Consider the following 17,911-nt stretch of genomic DNA (forward strand, 5'->3'; position numbering starts at 1 on the left):
CCGTCATGTCCGCAGCACCCACCACGGCCACCCGCTCCCGGCGCCAGTTCCTCACCCTGCTCGGCATCTCGGCGGCCGCGGTGAGCTGCGGCACGGCCACCGCCACCGGAGGCGGCCCCGGCCGTTCCGGCGGCCAGGTCACCACGCTCAAGTACCAGGGCAACGTGGGCGCCGTCACCCTCCCCGAGCTGGCCGCCGACCTCGGCTACCTCGGGAACCTCAAGCTGGAATGGGTCGGCAACACCATCAGCGGCCCGCAGGACATCCAGTCCGCCGCCACCGGCCAGATCCACTTCGGCGGCGCCTTCAACGGCGCGATCGTCAAACTCGCCTCCAGCAAGGCCCCGATCACCTCTGTCATTTCCTATTACGGGGTCGACCAGGACGCGTACAGCGGCTACTACGTCCTGGAGGACAGCCCGATCCGCTCGGCCCGCGACCTGCTCGGCAAGAAGGTCGGCATGAACACCCTGGGCGCGCACGCCCAGGCCCTCCTGGACATCTACCTGAGCCGCAACGGGATATCGAAGGCGGATTCAGCGAAGGTCGAGGCGCTCGTCGTGCCGCCCGTCAACACCGAGCAGGTGCTGCGGCAGAAGCAGATCGAGGTCGGGGTGCTCGGCGGCGTACTGCGGGACAAGGCCCTGGCGGCCGGCGGGATCCGGCCCCTGTTCAGCGACTACGACCTGCTCGGCAAGTTCAGCGCCGGCTCGTACGTGATGACGAAGCAGTTCGTGAAGGAGAACCCGGACACCGTCCGCACCTTCGTCACCGGGGTCGGCAAGGCCATCGAATGGTCGCGCACCACCCCGCGCGAGGAGGTCATCGCCCGCCAGACCGAGATCGTCAGGAAGCGCGGCCGCAACGAGGACACCGCCACCCTCCAGTACTGGCGCTCCTACGGGGTCGCCGGGCAGTACGGGCGGATCGAGGACAAGGAGTTCCAGCTGTGGCTGGACTGGCTCGGCGAGCGGGGCGAGATCAAGCCCGGCCAGCTCAAGGCCGCTGATCTGTACACCAACGAGTTCAACGGCCAGGGGAAGGGCTGAACCGGCATGGCCAAGATCGTGTTCGAGTCCGTGACCAAGACGTTCCCGGTCAAGGGGGGCAGGGGAGGAGCCGAGTTCACCGCGCTCGACGGGATCGACCTGGAGATCGGGGCGGGGGAGTTCCTGGTCGTCGTCGGTCCCAGCGGCTGCGGCAAGTCCACCCTCCTGGACCTCCTCGGCGGCCTCACCCGGCCCACCTCAGGCCGCATCCTGCTCGACGGCGAGCCCGTCACCGGGCCGGGACTGGACCGGGGCATCGTCTTCCAGCAGTACGCGCTCCTGCCCTGGCGCACCGCGCTCGGCAACGTCGAGTTCGGCCTGGAGGCCACCGGCGTCCCGCGCAGGCAACGAGCGGTGAGGGCACGTGAGTTCCTGGAGCTGGTGGGCCTCAGCGGATTCGAGGACCGGCATCCGCACGAGCTCTCCGGCGGGATGCGCCAGCGGGTCGCGATCGCCCGCTCGCTGGCGTACGACCCGGACGTGCTGCTGATGGACGAGCCCTTCGCCGCACTGGACGCGCAGACCCGCGAGTCCCTCCAGGACGAGCTGCGGCGCATCTGGCAGCGGACCGGCAAGACGGTCGTCTTCATCACGCACGGCATCGAGGAGGCCGTGTACCTCGGGCAGCGGGTGGCGGTCATCACCTCCCGGCCGGGCCGCGTCAAGGAGGTCGTCCCGGTCTCGCTCGGGGACCGGCTCACCGGGGCCACCGGCGAGGACCTGCGCTCCAGCCCGGAGTTCGCCCGCTACCGCCACGAGATCTGGAGCCTGCTCCACGACGAGGTGGCCCGCGCCCAGCAGCTGGAGAAGGAAGAGGCCGCCGTATGAGCACCGATGCACCCGTCACCGCCACCCTCGCCGAGCGGGCGCCGGCCCCGCGCGGCCGGGCCGGCACGCCCGCCCCCGCCGGGGAGGCGTCCGGGGTCTCCCCGGAGCCGCGTTCCGCGGACCCGGGCGCCGTACGGGATGAGGCGCGGCCGGCGGCCCCCGCCGCCGCCGCGCCGGCCGTCCGCCGGCCGGCCCGGGGGGTCCCCGTACTGCGGTGGCTGCGGGCCGGGCTGCTGCGGTCGGCGGCGATCCTCGTCCTGCTCGCGCTGTGGGAGGCCGCGCCCCGGCTCGGGCTGGTCGACGCCACCTTCCTGCCCCCGGTCAGCGAGGTGGCCCGGGCCTGGTGGGAGCTGCTCGGCGACGGCCGGCTCGGCGAGCACGCCCGGGCCAGCCTCACCCGGTCCTTCGGCGGCTTCGCCATCGCCGTCGCGGTGGCGGTCCCGCTGGGGCTCCTGATCGGCTGGTACCGGCCCGTCGCGGCGTTCCTCGGCCCGCTGCTGGAGCTGTTCCGCAACACGGCGGCCCTCGCGCTGCTGCCCGTCTTCGTCCTGCTCCTCGGCATCGGCGAGACCTCGAAGGTGTCGATCGTCGTCTACGCCTGCGTCTGGCCGATCCTGCTGAACACCATCAGCGCCGTCGGCAACGCGGACCCCACCCTGGTCAGGCTGGCCCGGTCGATGGACCTGTCCACCCCCAGGCTCTTCCAGAAGGTGATCCTGCCGGCCTCCGTCCCGGCCGTCTTCACGGGCATCCGCCTGGCCGGAGCCGTGTCGATCCTGGTCCTGGTGGCCGCCGAGATGATCGGCGCCAAGGCGGGCCTCGGCTACCTGATCAACGCCTCGCAGTTCAACTTCGCCATTCCGCAGATGTACGCGGGGATCGTCACGATCTCGGCGATCGGCGTGGCCTTCAACCAGGTCCTGGTGGCGATCGAACGCCGCCTCAGCCTCTGGCGCGTCCCCGCCTGACCCCCGGCCCGCGCCCCGTCCCCGCCCGCCCGACCCAGGGAACAGACATGCCCGCACCCCGCACGCTCCACCTCAACGCCTTCCTGATGAACGCCGGCCACCACGACGCCGCCTGGCGGCACCCGGCCAGCAGCCCCGAGCGCGTCACCGACGTGCGCTACTTCCAGGAGCTGGCCCGCACCGCCGAGCGCGGACGGCTGGACTCGATCTTCTTCGCGGACGGCGTGGCCCTGTGGGGCAAGGCCCGGTACAACGCCCTCGGCGGCTTCGAGCCGATCACCCTGCTCTCCGCGATCGCCGCCGTCACCGAGCACATCGGCCTGATCGCCACCGTCTCCACCACGTTCAACGAGCCCTACAACCTCGCCCGCAAGTTCGCCTCCCTCGACCACATCAGCGGCGGCCGCGCCGGCTGGAACATCGTCACCTCCGGCACCCTCGACGAGGCCCGCAACTTCAACCGCGAGGAGCACCTGGAGCACGGGCTGCGCTACGACCGGGCCCGCGAGTTCCTCGACGTCGCCACCAAGCTCTGGGACAGCTGGGAGGACGACGCGATCGTCCTCGACAAGGAGCGCGGCATCTACGCCGACATCGGCAAGCTCCACCCCGCCGCGCACAAGGGGGAGTACTTCGGCGTCGCGGGCCCGCTCAACGTGCCCCGCTCCCCGCAGGGGTACCCGCTGCTCGTGCAGGCCGGCTCGTCCGAGTCCGGCAAGGAGTTCGCGGCCCAGTACGCCGAGGCGGTGTTCACCGCGCAGCAGACCCTCGCCGACGGCCAGACCTTCTACAAGGACCTCAAGTCCCGCCTCGCCCGGTACGGCCGCAGCGAGGACGAACTGCTCGTCCTGCCCGGCATCGCTCCCGTCATCGGTGCCACCGAGGCCGAGGCGAAGGCCCTGGAGCGGGAGCTCACCGAGCTCCAGGTCCCCGAGTACGGGCTCGCCCAGCTGTCCGGGATGCTGGGCACCGACCTCACCGGCGCCGATCTCGACGGCCCGCTGCCCGAACTCCCCGAGGAGCGGGAGATCAACGGCAACAAGAGCCGCTTCACGCTCGTCGCCGAGATCGCCCGCCGCGACGGGCTCACCCTGCGGGAGCTGATCGCCCGCCTCGGCGCCGGGCGCGGCCACCGCGTCTTCGCCGGCACCCCTGAGCAGATCGCGGACCAGCTGGAGGAGTGGTTCACCCAGGGCGCCGCCGACGGGTTCAACATCATGGCGCCGGTCCTGCCCACCGGCCTCACCGACTTCGTCGACCAGGTCGTGCCGATCCTCCAGGACCGCGGTCTGTTCCGCACCGAGTACACCGGACGCACCCTGCGCGAGAACTACGGCCTGCCGCGCCCCGTCAACCGCCACACCCGGTAGGCGAGGGGAGGGAGGGGAACGGGGCGGGCCCCCGGAGCGCGCACTCCGGGGGCCGCGCCCGTGCGTCCGGGACCGACCGCACGCGGCCCCTGCCGCGCCCGCGCTCAGACCGTCAGGACGATCTTGCCGTTGGTGCCGCCCGCCGCGCTCAGCTCCCAGGCCTTCGCGGCCTCCTCCAGCGGCAGCACGTGCCCGACCTTGACGCTGATCCGGCCCGCGTCGGCGAGCTCCGCGAGGGTGGTCAGGTCGCCGCTGGAGACGCGCGCCCAGATGTGCTTGGCGCCCTTGTCGCCGGCGTCGTTGTCGGCGACGGAGATGACCGGGCCGCCCTCCCGGACCACCGACTGGAGCATCTCGACGCCCCCGTCGCCGTAGAAGTCGAGACCCACGTCCACGCCCTCGGGGGCCAGCTCGCGGATCCGGTCCTCCACGCCGTCCCCGTAGAGCACCGGCTCGGCGCCCAGCTCGCGCAGGTACTCGTGGTGGCGGGCGCCCGCCGTGCCGATGACCCGGGCCCCGAGCGAGAGCGCGATCTGCACGCCGAGCGAGCCGACACCGCCGGCGGCCGAGTGGATGACCACGGTCTGTCCCGCCGCGACCCCGGCGCGGGTGACCGCCTGGTAGGAGGTGAGCCCGACCAGCGGGAGGCCGGCGGCCTCCTCGAAGCCGAGCGTGCGGGGCTTGCGCGCGATGCTGCGGACGGGGGCGGTGACCAGCTCCGCGTAAGTGCCCAGCTCCACCCACTCCTTGCGGACGTAGCCGTAGACCTCGTCGCCGACCGCGTATTCGTCCGTGTCGGGGCCGACGGCCTCGACGACGCCGGAGACGTCCCAGCCGGGGATGACGGGGTGGCGGACCTCGAGGACCTGGCCGAGGAACCCGGCGGCGAGCTTCCAGTCCACGGGGTTGACCCCGGCGGCCTTGACGCGGATCAGGACCTCCTGCGGGCCGAGCTTGGGCTCGGGTACCTCAACGAGCTCCAGCGCGGCGGGAGTTCCGTAGGCGCTGTAGGTGATTGCCTTCATGTACAGGGCAACGAAGCGGGTGACGGCGGGAATTCCGGTTCGACACCCGGACTTGAGTGGTCCTCAAGCGGGGAGCGAGTTGCGGTGCGAGCGCCGCCGGGCCGCGCTGAGCAGTGCCTGGATCTGGGTGCCCGCCTGGTCGACGTCGTCGAGCACGGACGGGAAGGGCAGCCGCACGTCGCGGTGGCCGGTGCGCTCCTCCAGACGCAGGGTGATCCCGTACCGGTCCATGGCGAGCGGCAGCGCGCGGATGACGGCGGCCGAGGGCCGCGGCCGCACCAGCCGCAGCAGCAGGGTGACCAGCTCGGGGTGGTCGTCGAGGAGGTGGGTGAGCATGCCGGCCTCGTAGGGGGCCAGCGGGTCGGGCCAGGCCTCGTCCAGCTCGTCCAGCCCGATGTACGAGGTCCCCCGCGCGGTCTCCAGGACCGCCTGGCCGTACTCCACGCAGGTGGTGGTCCCGGGGGCGGAGCCCTCGTCGGCCCAGGGGGTCAGCAGGTGTCCCAGGACGGTGACGCGGGCGCGCACCCGGTCGCGTACGGGCGTCGGGGCGATGTCGGTGAACTCCAGCCGGATGGCGGGCGGTCCGTCGTTCAGCAGCGAGGCGGGATGTCCGGCCGGGGGTGCGGCGGGGTGCAGGTGCAGCCGGCCGAGCACGTCCCCGCCGTCCAGGTTGCGGACCTCGTGGCGCACCCCGTCGATGACGACCGTCATCGAGTGGGCGGCGGCCAGGACCGAGCGGACCAGTTCGGCCCCGGTGGGCCGGGCGGCGGGCGTGGCGGCTGAGGCACCGGGCAGGCGCATGCGGATCTCTCCCTCATCGGAGATTGACTTAGGTATGCCTAACCTAACCTATTCGTGAGTCGGGCAGTACCCCGCGCGCCAGCCGGCCGAGCGTCTCGGCGATCCGTGCGGGCGCGAAGCCCAGGGTGTGCCGCTGGAACTGGTAGACCTCCGGGGAGAGCGGGCTGAGCAGGGCGTCCACGCTGACGTCGGGATCGTCGGCGCCGGCCTCCACGAGCAGGGCCCGGACGTGTTCGCGCCAGTGCCGGTACGTGCCGCCCTCGAACCGGGCCGGGCCGGGGCCGATGCCCAGAACCAGCGGGAGGTGCCGCTCCAGGTGCTCCAGGGCCGCCGCGTAGAAGGCGGCCAGCCGCCGCGCCGGCGGAGCGCCGGGCCCCAGCGGCGGCGGGCCGAACGCGAGGCGCCCCCTCAGGACCCGCTCGTGCTCGTCCAGGAGCGCGGCGGCCACGGAGGCCGGATCGGGGAACCGGCGGTAGAGCGTGGCCCGGCCGACGCCGGCCGCCTTGGCTATGTGGTCCATCGTCACGCTGCGCGGATCCCGCTCGGTGAACAACTGCTCCGCGGCGGCGAGGATCTGCGCGCGGTTGCGGATCGCGTCCTCGCGCCGCAGCGGCCGTACGGCCCGCCCGCCGCTCCCCGCGGCACCGCGCGGGGCGGGTCCGGAGCCCGCGATGTCGCTCAACGTGCGGACCTCGTCGCCATTGGTCATGGCGGCGACCCTACGTCCTTCGTGTCGGTGTTGGGCTGAACGGGTGAAACACGAGAGGATGGGTGGATGCACATGAAGCGCACGGCCGAGGCGGCCCGGTGAGCAGGTACGACGTCACCGACGAGCAGTGGGAGGGACTCGCGCAGGTGGTACCCCTGCGCAGTCGCAACGAATGGCCCTCCCGGGTGGACCACCGCACCATCCCCAAGGCCCCCGGCGCGGCCGCGGCGGAACAGCGGCGCTTCGTGGTGATCCGGGTTCAGATCTTCGCCGACGCACGGGAGGTGGCGGAGTACCTGATCGCGCAGATCCCCGTACTGCTGGACCTCACCGGCGCGGACAGCGAAGTGGCCAAGCGGATCCTCGACTTCAGCAGCGGCGTGGTCTTCGGCCTGGGCAGCGGAATGCACCGGGTCGACCGCAACGTCTTCCTGCTGGCCCCGGTCGGGACCGAGGTGGAGGGGATCGCGGCGGCAGCCGTCCCCCGATCGTAGGAAGGTCGCGGCGGCGGAACGGTTCGGCGGGCGCGGAGGCACCCGGGCGGACCGTACCGTCCGGCCATGGACGCCACCCTTGACGCGGCGGGGCCCGGCGGGCCCTCCGCCGCGACCGGTACACCGCCGCGCGCCGAGCCCACGGCCGACAGCCCGTTACGCCCGACCGTGACCGAGCTGCGGCTCTCCGCCTTCGGGCCGCACCGGGCGGCCGTGTTCCCGCTGGGCCCCGTGACCCTCTTCGGCGGCCCCAGCGGCAGCGGCAAGACCCAGGCCCTGGACGCCTACCGGGCGCTGGCCGCACTCGCCTCCGGGGCCACCCTGCGCGAGGTCTTCCCCGACCCCGGGGCCCGGGTGCCCGAGCGGGCCCTGCCCGACGGCGGCGGGCGGCGCGGCTTCAGCCTCGGCTGCACGGTCGACGGCCCCTCCGGACCCGTCCGCCTCGACCTCGCGGTCCAGGCCGAGCCCGTGCTGCGCATCGCCGGCGAACGCCTCTCCCAGGACGGCCGGATCCTGCTCACCACCGCCCTGCGCGACCCGCGCCGGCGCACCGTCGAGGCCGCCTGGTTCACCGGTGGCACCGTGGGGGTGACCCGCGCGCCGATGCCCGACGACCGCCTCGGCACCGTACTGCTGCCGCTGCGCGTCGCCGGGTCCACGGCGGGACAGCGCCGGGTGCTGGCCGCCGCCGAGCAGGTGGTGGTGGCCCTGCGCGCGGTGTTCGCCTGCGACCCGGACCCCGGCCGGATGCGGGCGCCCGTACCGGCCGGCGAGGGCCGGCTGCGGACCGACTGCGGCAACCTGGCCGACGTGCTGCGCCGGACCCGCCACGAATGCGGCACCCGCCACGCGCTGCTGGCCGGGGCGGCGCGGGCCGGCTGCGCCGGGCCGGTCGCGGGGCTGGACGTACGGGCGGCCGCCGGCGGCCCCGGGCTCGTGGCCGCCGTGCTGGACCGCGGCCCCGGCCGCCCCGCGACCGGCCTGGACCGGCTCGGCGCCGGCGAACTGCGCTTCCTGGCGCTGGCCCTGGTCCTGCTCACCGGGCCCGGGGTGCTGGAAGTGGACCCGGCCGCCGAGCTGCTCTCCGCCCGCCAGGCCCTCACCGTCCTCGCCGACGGCCTCGACCGGGGGCTGGACCGGCGGCAGGCCGCCGAACTGCTGCGGCTGGCCATGCTGTCCTGCGGCCGCGGGCACGTCAGGCTGGTGGCGGCGGTCGGCGAGGAGACCGCGGGAACCGGACGGGGGGTCCCCGGCGTCTCAGTGGTAGACCTGTCCCCATGAACGACGCAGCACCCACGGGTGACGGGCCCGCTCCTCCGCAAGGCGAACGGCTGTACCAACTCCAGCGACGGCTGGCCGATTTCGCGGCCGCCCGGGACTGGGCCCCGTACCACACGCCCAAGAACCTGGCCGTGGCCCTGAGCGTGGAGGCCGCCGAACTGGTCGAGATCTTCCAGTGGCTGACTCCGGAACAGTCGGCGGCGGTCATGGAGAAGCCCGAAAGCGCCCACAGAGTGACCGACGAGGTCGCCGACGTGATGGCGTATCTGCTGCAGTTCTGTGAGGTTCTCGGGGTTGATGTGCTGGATGCGCTGGCCGCGAAGATCGAGAGGAACGAGCTCCGCTTCCCGGTAACCGGTACTTCGACACCAGATCGTCACTCTTCGGAGTGATGGCGTCGTCCACAACCATGTTTGTGTCCACAGATTTCCGAATACCCCTGGCTTTACTGGCTCGTTGCCTTCACTCTGGGTAGTGGAGAACGGTGGGATGTCGTGCGGACGGGGGACGGCATATGGATGCGGTACGGCTCATCGCGGCCGGCCGGCACGCGCTGGCACGGAGCGGGGAGGCATGGGACATCGTGGGCGAGGCCTGGCAGGCCCAGGCGCTCGCGCAGGGCATGGGGAGCTGGCTGGCGGTCACCGGGCCGCCGGAACTGAGAGCGGAGGCACGGGGACTGGGAGAAGCCGGCGGCAGAGGGTGCGGGGTCATCGACCGGGCGGCCCTGCGGGGTGAGGGAAGACCGCCCGAACAGCCGCCGAGGGCGGCGCAGCTGACCGGGATGGCCGACATACGGCAGGCGCTGCTGGGGCTCCAGGAGCTGCTCGGCGAGGTCGGCATAGCCCTCGTCGGGGTGGCCTGCGCGACGGACGACGAGGGCCTGTACTGGCAGTGCATAGAGTCGATCGACGCGGCGGACGAGTCGAGCGACCGGGTGCGGTCACTGCTGCGCCGGGCGGCGTCCGTACGCGAACGGGGCTCGGCGTCGGGCGTGAGCTGAGCCGGGAGCGGGCCTGGGCCGGTCGGGTGCGCGGCTGAGGGGTCCCGCCGCGCGCGACGGGACCCCCGCGCGGTCAGAAGGACCGGTCGGAGTGGCGGTCGGAGCGGAGCTCGCCCTCGTACGCGCGGCCGCCGGGGGCCGCCGGCGCGGCCGGGAGGGTGCGGTCCGCGGAGTGCTGGAGGTCGGCGTCGAGCTGGGAGAGGTCGGCGTTCAGCGCCGCCATCAGCTCCTCCATCTGCTGGAGCAGGCCCTTCGGCGCGCCGCCCTGGGCGGGTGCCGCGGACTCCTGGCGTGCGTGGTCGTGTGCTGCCTGTCCGGTCTGTCCGGGATGCTCGGGCACGGACTCGTGGGACATGGCGGCCTCCTCGGCCCTGGCCCTTCCGGTGCGGAAGGGGGCGGTGGACGCATCGGCGGGAGGCCGCCGGCGCGCGGGCCGGGCGGTCCGGCTCCGTCCGAGCCAACGATCCCCATCGGCGCTGGTCACTGGCGGGGCGGGCGGTGGACCTTCCGGTTGACGCAGATTCACCCGGCAGGGGTGGGGAGGGCAGGATGGAGAGCATGGATCTTCGCATTTTCACCGAACCGCAGCAGGGTGCGAGTTACGACACCCTCCTGACCGTCGCCAAGGCCACCGAGGACCTGGGCTTCGACGCGTTCTTCCGCTCGGACCACTACCTGCGGATGGGCTCCGTCGACGGCCTGCCGGGTCCCACGGACGCCTGGATCACCCTCGCGGGCCTGGCCCGCGAGACGAAGCGGATCCGGCTGGGCACGCTGATGACGGCCGGTACCTTCCGGCTGCCCGGCGTCCTCGCGATCCAGGTGGCGCAGGTCGACCAGATGTCCGGCGGCCGGGTGGAACTCGGCCTGGGAGCGGGCTGGTTCGAGGAGGAGCACAAGGCGTACGGGATCCCCTTCCCGGCGGAGCGGATGGCCCGGCTGGAGGAGCAGCTCGCCATCGTCACCGGGCTGTGGGCCACCGAGCCCGGCGCCTCCTTCGACTACCGGGGCGTCCACTACCAGGTGGAGAACTCCCCGGCGCTCCCCAAGCCGGCCCAGGCCAAGGTGCCCGTCCTCATCGGCGGGCACGGCGCGCGGCGCACCCCGCGCCTCGCCGCCCGGTACGCGGACGAGTTCAACATGCCGTTCGCCTCCGTGGAGGACAGCCGGCGCCAGTTCGCCCGGGTCCGCGAGGCCGCCGCCGAGGCCGGGCGCAAGGCGGACGAACTCGTCTACTCCAACGCCCTGGTGGTGTGCGTGGGCAAGGACGACGCCGAGGTCGCCCGCCGGGCCGCCGCCATCGGCCGCGAAGTGGACGAGCTGAAGGCCAACGGCCTGGCCGGATCTCCGGACGAGGTCGTGGAGAAGCTCGGCACCTACTCCGCCATCGGCTCCTCGCGCGTCTACCTCCAGGTCCTCGACCTCGACGACCTGGACCACCTGGAGCTGATCTCCGCCCGCGTCCTGTCCCAGCTCGGCCGGTAGGACCGCGGACCGTGCCCCGTGCGACCGGCCCGCTCGCCGAAGCCCTGGCCCGCAGGGCCGTACTCCTGGACGGCGGGCTGAGCAACCAGCTCGCCGACCAGGGCTGCGACCTGTCCGGGGGGATGTGGACGGGCCGGGTGCTCGCCGAGCGCCCCGGCCAGGTGGAGGCCGCCCACACGGCGTACGTCCGGGCCGGCGCCGAGGTGCTGATCACCGCGAGCTACCAGGTCGGCCACGAGCCCGCCCTGCTGGAGCGGAGCGTGCGGGTGGCCGGCGACGCCGCGCGGGCCGCCGCGCGGGAGGTCTGGGTGGCCGCCTCGGTGGGCCCGTACGGGGCGGTCCTGGCCGACGGCTCCGAGTACCGCGGCCGGTACGGGCTCACCGTGGCGGAGCTGGCCGCCTTCCACCGGCCCCGGATCGGGGCGCTGCTGGCGGCCGGCCCCGACGTCCTGGCGCTGGAGACCGTCCCGGACGCCCTGGAGGCCGAGGCCCTGCTGCGGGTGCTGGCCGGTACGGGGGCCCGCGCCTGGCTCACGTACACGGTCGCGGGCGGCCGCACCCGGGCCGGCCAGCCCCTCACCGAGGCGTTCGCCCTGGCGGCCGCCGCCCCCGAGGTGATCGCGGTCGGCGTCAACTGCTGTGATCCCGCCGACGTGCTGCCCGCCCTGGCGGCCGCCGCCTCCGTCACGGCCAAGCCGCTGGTGGCCTACCCGAACGACGGCTCCGTCTGGGACGCCGCCACCGGGAGCTGGAACGCCCCCGCCGCCCCCGCCCCCTGGCCCGTGGAGGCCTGGCGCACGGCCGGCGCCCGGCTCATCGGCGGCTGCTGCCGCATCGGGCCGGACCGCATCGCCGCCCTGGGGCCGCGCCTGGCCTGATGCGGGGCGAAGGCAAGGGTGCGCGGCCGACTATCACTCGATCGGGTGAACTGTCTTTTGGGGTCGGCTCCCTGCTTGCTGGGATGGGCAGGACAGTTGACTTCCTCCCCTCGCGAACGAGGGGGATTCCCACGGCTCGCGCCGTGGGGTTTCCTGCTTCGTCGCCGACCGCCCGCCCGGAGTTCTCCGTTGAGGTCCTACGCCAGCTCCACAGGCTGTCACCGCCGGTCCGGCGGCCAGAAGGTTCTCCGCCGCGTTGACGTCCCGGTCGCGGGTCGTCCCGCGGCTTCGGCACGTCCACTCGCGGACGTTCAGCACCCTTCCGGCGAGAGCGCCGCCGTGGGAGCACGGCCCGGAGGACGGGAAGGAGCGGTCGACAGCGGCCACCGTCCGCCCGTACCAGGCGGCTTCGCACTCCGGCACGCTCCGGAACTCGGCCCGAGCCGCGTCGCCGATGGCGCGTGCCGGGTTCCGGTTCTCGGCCATGGTGCGCACGGCCGGGCGCCGGAGCGGCCCGGAGGAGACGTCGTCGAGGCAGTCGAGCTGTCCGAACTGCGAATCCCCCAGGGGCGATCCGGTTTCCCCTGGCCTGCTCCGCAGGCATTGCACTTCTCCCCGCCACCACCCCCCTGAAGGCCGAAGCCATGAAGGTGGGGTATCCACGAAGGAGTCCCGATGAAGCGCACCAGCAGGACGGGCGCCGCCGCCAGGCGCCGCATCACCCGCTCCAGGGCGTGCGGGGAGAAGAAGCAGTTCGCGAACGAGGCCGCGGCGGAACACGCCGCGAGCGAGATGAACCGGATCCAGCCGTGGCAGCACGAGCGGATCGCCTACCTGTGCCCGTACAGCGGCACCGAACCGCACTGGCACATCGGCCGCCCGCTGAACATCCCCAAGCAGCGCTGACATGACCCCCGTGGCGGCCCTCGCGCGACGCCGGCCGGATCACCCGCCGGGGCGGTGCGGCCGCCGTACCTCGGCCCGGCCCGCTCGTTGTTCAGGGTCCGACACCCCCAACGGGCGAGAGGAACCCCCATGGGACGCAGGAAGCCCAACAAGCCGGGGCGCAGCCGCCAGGCGGCCTACACGCTCCAGCAGCTGCAGCCCCCCGGCTACGACGAGTGGATCGGGGTCGACCCGAAGTCCGCCGGCGCCGGCGCCGCCGACGACCCGCGCCTGACCCCGGACGCCGCCGACCTCGTACGGCGCCTCGGGCGCCTGCGCGCCTTCTACCCGGGCCGCATCCCCGTCCAGGCCGTGCACCTCGACGTCGCCATCGACGAGGGCACCATCCTGCTGCGCCAGGGCGACATGGTGGCGCCGCTGCCGGTCGCCGCGGCCGCGGAGATGCTCGGCGCCGACCCGGCCGGCGACCAGGTCCGCAGGAGCCTGCACGAACTGCACGCCTACGGGGGCGTCCTCGTCGACACCGAGACGCCCGCCACCCTCCTGCGGATCGTCACCCGGCGCCCCGAACGCCCGGGCGAGCCCTGGGTGTTCGCCGACTCCCCGGAGGACACGCTCGTCCCGAAGGTCTGCGTCCCCGCCCACCCCGGCGACATCGCCCCCGACGAGTTCGCGGCCCTGGCCTTCATCAGGTCCCACATGGCCGAGGGCACCGAGCCCGACCCGGAGGAGTTCGCCGGGCACGAGGGCATCGGATCCGCCGACCGGGCCCGCGAGCTCTTCGAGGCCGTCGCCGAGCTCGCCGCCGTCAAGGGCTGCTCCGCCTGCCCGTCCGGCCACATCTGCACCCGGGAACCCGACCCGTCCGACGACTGACCACCGGAAATCCGTTCGCCCGGAACGCGGTGCCCGGGTCATGCTTGAACGCATGTTCCTGACGATCAGCACCACCGGCACGACGGAGAATCCGGCTACTGACCTGGGATTTCTGCTGCACAAGCATCCCGGGAAGGCGCAGGCGTTCTCCACCTCGCACGGCACCGCCCACGTGTTCTACCCCGAGGCCACGGCCGAACGGTGCACGGCGGCGCTGCTGCTCGAGGTGGACCCCGTCGCGCTCGTCCGGCGCGGCCAGGGCAAGGGGCGGGGCGGGGCACCCGACGCCGCCCTCGCCCAGTACGTCAACGACCGCCCGTACGCGGCCTCCTCGCTGCTCGCCGTCGCGCTCAGCGGGGTCTTCCGCACCGCCCTCAAGGGCCAGTGCGCCCTGCGCCCCGAACTGCCGGGCCGGCCGCGGCCGCTGCGGATCGAGATCCCGGTGCTGCCCGCCCGGGGCGGACCGGAGCTGGTGCGCCGCCTGTTCGGCCCGCTGGGCTGGGACCGGGTGGAGAGCGTGCCGATCGCGCTGGACGAGAGGTTCCCGGAGTGGGGCGACAGCCGCTACGTGCGGCTCGTGCTGGAGGGCGGGCTCAGGCTGGAGGACGCCCTGCGCCAGCTGTACGTACTGCTGCCCGTGCTCGACGACGCCAAGCACTACTGGATCGCCCCCGACGAGGTCGACAAGCTGCTGCGCGCCGGGGACGGCTGGCTGGCCGCGCACCCCGAGCACGCGCTGATCACCGCCCGCTACCTGGCCCGCCACAAGCGGCTCACCCAGAACGCCATGGAACGCCTGGAGCTGGCCCGGCTGGCCGAGGCCGACGGGAGCGAGGCCGAGGAGCTCGACAACGCCGTCGAGGGCGACGGTGCGGCGGACGGCGCCGACGAGACCCCCGACACCCTGGAGCGGTCCGTTCCGCTCGCCGTGCGCCGGCGTGACGCGATCCTGGGCGCACTGCGCGAGGCCGGCGCCCAGCGGGTGCTCGACCTCGGCTGCGGCCAGGGACAGCTGGTACAGGCACTCCTCAAGGACCCGGCGTACACCGAGATCGTCGGCGTCGACGTGTCCGTGCGGGCGCTGACCACGGCCGCCCGGCGGCTGCGGCTGGAGCGGATGGGGGAGCGCCAGAGCTCCCGCGTCCGGCTGGTCCAGGGCTCGCTCGCCTACACCGACAAGCGGCTGGCCGGCTACGACGCGGCCGTGCTCAGCGAGGTCATCGAGCACCTCGACCTGCCCCGGCTGCCCGCGCTGGAGTACGCCGTCTTCGCCGCGGCCCGCCCCCGCACCGTCCTCGTGACCACCCCGAACGTCGAGTACAACGTCCGCTGGGAGTCCCTGCCCGCCGGACACGTCCGCCACCGCGACCACCGCTTCGAGTGGACCCGCGAGGAGTTCCGCGCCTGGGCCGCCGGTGTCGCCGCCCGGCACGGCTACACCGTCGCCCACGTACCCGTCGGCGACGAGGACCCCGAGGTCGGAGCCCCGACCCAGATGGCCGTCTTCACCGTCGCCACCGAGACCCCGAAGGAGGGCGAGGCAGCATGAGCACCCCCACCACCGACCGCACGACCGGCCGCGCGACCCACCGCGTGCTCCCCGTCACCGACCTGTCCCTCGTCGTCCTCATCGGCGCCACCGGATCGGGCAAGTCCACCTTCGCCCGCAAGCACTTCAAGCCCACCGAGATCCTCTCCTCCGACTACTGCCGGGGCCTGGTCGCCGACGACGAGAACGACCAGAGCGCCAGCAAGGACGCCTTCGAGGTGCTCCACTACATCGCCGGCAAGCGCCTGGCCGCCGGACGGCTCACCGTCGTGGACGCCACCAGCGTCCAGCAGGAGTCCCGCCGCGAGCTCGTCCGCCTGGCCCGCGAGCACGACGTCCTGCCCATCGCGATCGTCCTCGACATGCCCGAGTCGGTCTGTGCCGAGCGCAACGCATCCCGCCCCGACCGGGCCGGACTGCCGCGCCGCGTCATCCAGCGCCACCGCTCCGAGCTGCGCCGCTCCCTGCGCGGCCTGGAACGCGAGGGCTTCCGCAAGGTCCACGTCCTGCGCACGGTGGAGGAGGCCGACTCCGCCGAAGTGGTCCTGGAGAAGCGCTTCAACGACCTCACCCACCTCACCGGCCCCTTCGACATCATCGGCGACATCCACGGCTGCTCCTCCGAGCTGGAGACCCTGCTCGCCAAGCTCGGCTACGAGGACGGGGTCCACCCCGCGGGCCGCACCGCCGTCTTCGTGGGCGACCTCGTCGACCGCGGCCCCGACAGCCCCGGCGTGCTGCGCCGGGTCATGGGCATGGTCAAGTCGGGCAACGCCCTGTGCGTGCCCGGGAACCACGAGAACAAGCTCGGGCGTTACCTCAAGGGCTCCAAGGTCCAGCAGACCCACGGCCTCGCCGAGACCGTCGAGCAGCTCTCGCGTGAGAGCGAGGAGTTCGTCAAGGAGGTCAGGGAGTTCATCGCCGGCCTGGTCAGCCACTACGTCCTCGACGGCGGCAAGCTGGTCGTCTGCCACGCCGGACTGCCCGAGAAGTACCACGGCCGCACCTCCGGCCGGGTCCGCTCGCACGCCCTGTACGGAGAGACCACGGGCGAGACCGACGAGTTCGGCCTGCCCGTACGCTACCCGTGGGCCGAGGACTACCGCGGCAAGGCGGTCGTGGTCTACGGCCACACCCCCGTCCCGGACACCACCTGGATCAACAACACCATCTGCCTCGACACCGGCGCCGTCTTCGGCGGCCGGATGACCGCCCTGCGCTGGCCCGAGCGCGAACTGGTCGACGTACCGGCCGAGAAGGTCTGGTACGAGCCGGTCAAGCCGCTCGCCGCCGATGTGCCGGGAGGCCACGAGGGGCGCCCGCTCGACCTGGCCGACGTCCACGGCCGCCGGGTCGTGGAGACCCGTCACCTGGGCAACGTCGGCGTCCGCGAGGAGAACGCGGCCGCCGCCCTGGAGGTCATGAGCCGCTTCGCGGTGGACCCCCGGCTGGTGCCGTACCTGCCGCCGACCATGGCGCCGACGGCCACCTCCCGGGAGGAGGGCCACCTGGAGCACCCCGCCGAGGCCTTCGCCCAGTACCGGGCCGACGGCATCGCCCGGGTGGTGTGCGAGGAGAAGCACATGGGCTCCCGCGCCACCGTCCTGCTGTGCCGGGACGCCGACGCGGCCCGCGAGCGGTTCGGGGTCGAGGGCGGCCCCACCGGCTCCCTCTACACCCGCACCGGCCGGCCCTTCTTCCCGGACCCGCGGGTCACCGAGGAGTTCCTCGCCCGGCTGCGCGCGGCGGTCGACGGTGCGGGCCTGTGGGAGGAACTCGGCACGGACTGGCTGCTGTTCGACGGGGAGCTGCTGCCCTGGTCCCTGAAGTCCACGGGCCTGCTCCGCAACCAGTACGCGGCCGTGGGCGCCGCCTCCCGCGCCGTCCTCCCGGACGCCGTCGCCGCCCTGGAGGCGGCCGCGGCCAGGGGCGTGGACACCGGCGCGCTGCTGGAGCGCCAGCGCGGGCGGGCCGCCGACGCCGCCGCCTTCACCGAGGCGTACCGGCGCTACTGCTGGAGCACCGACGGGCTGGACGGCGTACGTTTCGCGCCGTTCCAGCTGCTCGCGGCGGCCGGCCGGTCCCTGGCGGCCGTACCGCACGACGAGCAGCTCGCCTGGCTGGACCGGCTCGCGGACGCCGACGAGGGCACGGACGCGCCCCTGCTGCGCCGGACCCGCCGGGTGTACGTGGACACCGGTGACGAGGAGTCCGTCCGCGCGGGCACCGAGTGGTGGCTGGAGCTGACCGCCGCCGGGGGCGAGGGCATGGTCGTCAAGCCGCTCCAGGCGTACGCCCGGGACGGCAGGGGCCGGCTGGTCCAGCCCGGGCTGAAGGTCCGCGGGCGCGAGTACCTGAGGATCATCTACGGTCCGGAGTACGCGCGTCCGGAGCAGCTGGAGCGGCTGCGCCAGAGGTTCCCGGGGCACAAGCGCTCGCTCGCGCTGCGCGAGTACGCGCTCGGTCTGGAGGCGCTGGACCGGCTGGCGGCGGGGGAGCCGCTGTGGCGGGTGCACGAGCCGGTGTTCGCGGTGCTCGCCCTGGAGTCGGAGCCGGTCGACCCGCGCCTGTGAGCGCCCACGGGTAAAGGTGCGGGGTAAAGCGGCAGCCCCCGTACGGCCTCGAATTAGGTCGTATGGGGGAACTTTCCCGCGGAAGCCCCGGGAAAGCGGCGGCGGGATCGTTCATC

The 17,911-nt window shown here is 73.5% G+C and carries 19 protein-coding genes; 14 read left to right on the forward strand and 5 right to left on the reverse strand.

The window, feature by feature from the left end:
* Nucleotides 1-5 precede the first annotated feature (5 nt).
* From ACZ7IF_RS15910 to ACZ7IF_RS15925, 4 genes are read left to right on the forward strand one after another with little or no spacing between them, the layout of a single operon-like run.
* Complete coding sequence (locus ACZ7IF_RS15910; protein WP_470970804.1) at nucleotides 6-1,049, forward strand: ABC transporter substrate-binding protein; 1,044 nt, start codon at nucleotides 6-8, stop codon at nucleotides 1,047-1,049.
* Nucleotides 1,050-1,055: 6 nt separating this feature from the next.
* Nucleotides 1,056-1,877 carry an ABC transporter ATP-binding protein gene (locus tag ACZ7IF_RS15915; protein WP_470970811.1) on the forward strand — a complete coding sequence of 274 codons (822 nt, stop codon included), beginning with the start codon at nucleotides 1,056-1,058 and terminating at the stop codon, nucleotides 1,875-1,877.
* Nucleotides 1,874-2,845: an ABC transporter permease gene (locus tag ACZ7IF_RS15920; RefSeq protein ID WP_470970819.1), complete on the forward strand. Its 972-nt coding sequence runs from the start codon at nucleotides 1,874-1,876 to the stop codon at nucleotides 2,843-2,845. The genes ACZ7IF_RS15915 and ACZ7IF_RS15920 overlap by 4 nt, the downstream gene beginning before the upstream one ends.
* 47 nt (nucleotides 2,846-2,892) lie before the next feature.
* Nucleotides 2,893-4,215 carry an LLM class flavin-dependent oxidoreductase gene (locus ACZ7IF_RS15925; RefSeq protein WP_470970824.1) on the forward strand — a complete coding sequence of 441 codons (1,323 nt, stop codon included), beginning with the start codon at nucleotides 2,893-2,895 and terminating at the stop codon, nucleotides 4,213-4,215.
* A gap of 104 nt (nucleotides 4,216-4,319) precedes the next feature.
* Here the strand turns inward: ACZ7IF_RS15925 and ACZ7IF_RS15930 are convergent, their stop codons facing one another.
* The 3 genes from ACZ7IF_RS15930 to ACZ7IF_RS15940 form a co-directional block, all read right to left on the reverse strand.
* On the reverse strand, nucleotides 4,320-5,240 hold the full coding sequence (locus ACZ7IF_RS15930) for an NADP-dependent oxidoreductase (protein WP_470970830.1): 921 nt from the start codon (nucleotides 5,238-5,240) through the stop codon (nucleotides 4,320-4,322).
* Nucleotides 5,241-5,303: 63 nt separating this feature from the next.
* Nucleotides 5,304-6,041, reverse strand: a complete 738-nt coding sequence (locus tag ACZ7IF_RS15935) for a DUF2470 domain-containing protein (RefSeq protein WP_470970835.1) — start codon at nucleotides 6,039-6,041, stop codon at nucleotides 5,304-5,306.
* A 43-nt stretch (nucleotides 6,042-6,084) separates the two neighbouring features.
* Nucleotides 6,085-6,750 carry a TetR/AcrR family transcriptional regulator gene (locus tag ACZ7IF_RS15940; protein ID WP_470970841.1) on the reverse strand — a complete coding sequence of 222 codons (666 nt, stop codon included), beginning with the start codon at nucleotides 6,748-6,750 and terminating at the stop codon, nucleotides 6,085-6,087.
* A 98-nt stretch (nucleotides 6,751-6,848) separates the two neighbouring features.
* On the opposite strand from ACZ7IF_RS15940, the gene ACZ7IF_RS15945 reads away from it, so the two are divergent.
* The 4 genes from ACZ7IF_RS15945 to ACZ7IF_RS15960 all read left to right on the forward strand — a co-directional run bounded on the left by ACZ7IF_RS15945 (nucleotide 6,849) and on the right by ACZ7IF_RS15960 (nucleotide 9,528).
* Nucleotides 6,849-7,244 (forward strand): cell division protein SepF, encoded by a 396-nt coding sequence (locus ACZ7IF_RS15945; protein ID WP_125606022.1) that lies wholly within the window; start codon nucleotides 6,849-6,851, stop codon nucleotides 7,242-7,244.
* 66 nt (nucleotides 7,245-7,310) lie between these two features.
* Nucleotides 7,311-8,525: an AAA family ATPase gene (locus ACZ7IF_RS15950; RefSeq protein WP_470970852.1), complete on the forward strand. Its 1,215-nt coding sequence runs from the start codon at nucleotides 7,311-7,313 to the stop codon at nucleotides 8,523-8,525.
* A 50-nt stretch (nucleotides 8,526-8,575) separates the two neighbouring features.
* Nucleotides 8,576-8,917, forward strand: coding sequence for a nucleotide pyrophosphohydrolase (locus ACZ7IF_RS15955; protein WP_470971481.1), 342 nt, complete (start codon nucleotides 8,576-8,578; stop codon nucleotides 8,915-8,917).
* 122 nt (nucleotides 8,918-9,039) lie between these two features.
* Nucleotides 9,040-9,528 carry a DUF6099 family protein gene (locus tag ACZ7IF_RS15960; RefSeq protein WP_470970857.1) on the forward strand — a complete coding sequence of 163 codons (489 nt, stop codon included), beginning with the start codon at nucleotides 9,040-9,042 and terminating at the stop codon, nucleotides 9,526-9,528.
* A gap of 73 nt (nucleotides 9,529-9,601) precedes the next feature.
* On the opposite strand, the gene ACZ7IF_RS15965 is transcribed toward ACZ7IF_RS15960, so the two are convergent.
* Complete coding sequence (locus tag ACZ7IF_RS15965) at nucleotides 9,602-9,883, reverse strand: hypothetical protein (RefSeq protein WP_470970860.1); 282 nt, start codon at nucleotides 9,881-9,883, stop codon at nucleotides 9,602-9,604.
* Nucleotides 9,884-10,086: 203 nt separating this feature from the next.
* On the opposite strand from ACZ7IF_RS15965, the gene ACZ7IF_RS15970 reads away from it, so the two are divergent.
* Nucleotides 10,087-11,013 carry an LLM class F420-dependent oxidoreductase gene (locus ACZ7IF_RS15970; RefSeq protein WP_470970864.1) on the forward strand — a complete coding sequence of 309 codons (927 nt, stop codon included), beginning with the start codon at nucleotides 10,087-10,089 and terminating at the stop codon, nucleotides 11,011-11,013.
* Between the two features lie 11 nt (nucleotides 11,014-11,024).
* Nucleotides 11,025-11,891: a homocysteine S-methyltransferase gene (mmuM, locus tag ACZ7IF_RS15975; RefSeq protein ID WP_470970868.1), complete on the forward strand. Its 867-nt coding sequence runs from the start codon at nucleotides 11,025-11,027 to the stop codon at nucleotides 11,889-11,891.
* Between the two features lie 33 nt (nucleotides 11,892-11,924).
* Here mmuM and ACZ7IF_RS15980 read toward each other — a convergent pair whose 3' ends face one another.
* Entirely contained in the window at nucleotides 11,925-12,377 is a 453-nt protein-coding gene (locus ACZ7IF_RS15980) for a zinc ribbon domain-containing protein (protein WP_470970872.1), read from the reverse strand.
* Between the two features lie 189 nt (nucleotides 12,378-12,566).
* Between ACZ7IF_RS15980 and ACZ7IF_RS15985 the strand changes: the two genes are divergently transcribed.
* The 4 genes from ACZ7IF_RS15985 (at nucleotide 12,567) to ACZ7IF_RS16000 (ending at nucleotide 17,795) form a co-directional block, all read left to right on the forward strand.
* Nucleotides 12,567-12,797 carry a hypothetical protein gene (locus tag ACZ7IF_RS15985; protein ID WP_401241913.1) on the forward strand — a complete coding sequence of 77 codons (231 nt, stop codon included), beginning with the start codon at nucleotides 12,567-12,569 and terminating at the stop codon, nucleotides 12,795-12,797.
* A gap of 129 nt (nucleotides 12,798-12,926) precedes the next feature.
* Complete coding sequence (locus ACZ7IF_RS15990) at nucleotides 12,927-13,673, forward strand: hypothetical protein (protein ID WP_470970875.1); 747 nt, start codon at nucleotides 12,927-12,929, stop codon at nucleotides 13,671-13,673.
* Between the two features lie 52 nt (nucleotides 13,674-13,725).
* Nucleotides 13,726-15,222: a 3' terminal RNA ribose 2'-O-methyltransferase Hen1 gene (locus ACZ7IF_RS15995; protein ID WP_470970879.1), complete on the forward strand. Its 1,497-nt coding sequence runs from the start codon at nucleotides 13,726-13,728 to the stop codon at nucleotides 15,220-15,222.
* A complete protein-coding gene (locus tag ACZ7IF_RS16000; RefSeq protein ID WP_470970883.1) occupies nucleotides 15,219-17,795 on the forward strand; it encodes a polynucleotide kinase-phosphatase in 2,577 nt (858 codons plus the stop codon). Before ACZ7IF_RS15995 ends, ACZ7IF_RS16000 begins: the two co-directional genes overlap by 4 nt.
* Nucleotides 17,796-17,911: the final 116 nt, after the last annotated feature.

Source organism: Streptomyces sp. NPDC037421, from assembly GCF_055602105.1.